Below are 1461 nucleotides of genomic sequence, written 5' to 3' on the forward strand. Positions count from 1 at the left end.
CTGTAAAATATTTCGTTAATGCAATCAATTCATCCGTTGAAGGGAGTCGATCTCTTTTTTGACTTGAGGAAATTTGACGTGTTTTTCTTAACTGAGCGGTAGCCTTATCAAAGCCATTTAAATCAATGATCGTTCAATTGCGGATCTTTAAATAAAGTCCACCATTGATCCGCCAGAATGTCGGCATGGATGTGCTGGCTTAAGGCCTTACTGTTTTGAAAGCCGTTCGGCAATTCAACGGCAGGTTGCTTATACGGTGTTTTCACTACTGCGGCACAGCCGACCAGTGAACTTCCTAGAATCAGGGCACTGGCCAGTTTGGTAAGAGTCAGGTGCATATCAGATTCCTTATTCTCGAGAAAGTGCATCGACCGGATTAAGACGGGCCGCATTACGTGCCGGAATAAAGCCGAACACAATACCAATCAGGCTGGAGCAGACAAAGGCGGCGACAATCGAGGTGGTCGAATAAGCCATCTGGAAAGTATCTCCGGCAAAATGGGTAATCAGTTGACCGATTCCCAGCGATAAAAGTACCCCCAAAATTCCGCCCAGAATACAGACCAAGACGGCTTCAATCAGGAACTGCTGCAAAATATCACTTTGACGTGCTCCGACGGCCATACGGACCCCAATTTCCTGAGTCCGTTCGGTGACTGAAACCAGCATGATGTTCATGACCCCAATTCCACCTACTACCAGTGAAATTACGGCAATTGCTGAGATTAGCAAGGTCATGGTCTGCGTGGTTTGCTGAATGGTTTCGCGGATACTGTCCGCATTTTGGGTAAATACATCCTGCGCACCATGACGTTGAACCAGCAGGCTCAGGATGGCGTTTTCAGCAGCTGCGCTCGGATATTCATCCTTAATCCGTACAATAATTTGACGTACATTGGACTGACCGAGCATACGGCTCATGACGGTGGAGTAAGGCAGGTAGACATTTAGTGTGTCATTATTGCCCATCATGCCTTTTTGCGCATCAATTACGCCAATGATCCGGCTGGGTACGCTGCCCAAGAGCAGCACCTGACCAATCGGGTTACTTCCATCTTTAAAGAAGGTATTTTGAGTATTGGTATCAATTACCACGTCCTGGGCCTGCTCGACCACACTTTCATGATCAAAAGGCTGACCAGATTTAAAGCTCATCCCGCGTACATAGAAGAAGTCTTCGCCCACACCATTCACAGTGATCGAGGCTTCAGTTTCTTTATAACGTGCGGTCACATTGCTGTTGACGGAGGGGCTGACGCCATCCACATAGGGCTGCTCTGCCAAAGCGTCTGCATCCGCCGGAATCAAGGTTTTGACTTGGGATGATCTGGAATTGTCTCCAAAGCCTCGCCCCTGAAATACGGTAATGGTATTGGTTCCCAGGCTGCTGATATTTTCCAGAATCTGTTTCTGTGAACCGTTCCCGAGCGCGACGACCGAGACAACCGAGGCAATTCCGAT

The 1461-nt window shown here is 48.0% G+C and carries 1 protein-coding gene and 2 pseudogenes; all 3 read right to left on the bottom strand.

What is annotated here, in order from left to right; translation table 11 throughout:
* Positions 1 to 127: pseudogene (locus tag E2K52_RS14380) on the bottom strand (integrase); the annotation flags it as partial.
* A 4-nt stretch (positions 128 to 131) separates the two neighbouring features.
* Positions 132 to 338 (bottom strand): annotated as a pseudogene (locus E2K52_RS14385) (RND transporter); the annotation flags it as partial.
* Between the two features lie 10 nt (positions 339 to 348).
* A partial coding sequence (locus E2K52_RS14390; RefSeq protein WP_151205679.1) for an ABC transporter permease occupies positions 349 to 1461 on the bottom strand: 1113 nt, incomplete at its 5' end.

This window comes from Acinetobacter sp. RF14B, from assembly GCF_006864105.1.
In the GTDB taxonomy this organism is placed as follows: domain Bacteria; phylum Pseudomonadota; class Gammaproteobacteria; order Pseudomonadales; family Moraxellaceae; genus Acinetobacter; species Acinetobacter lwoffii_C.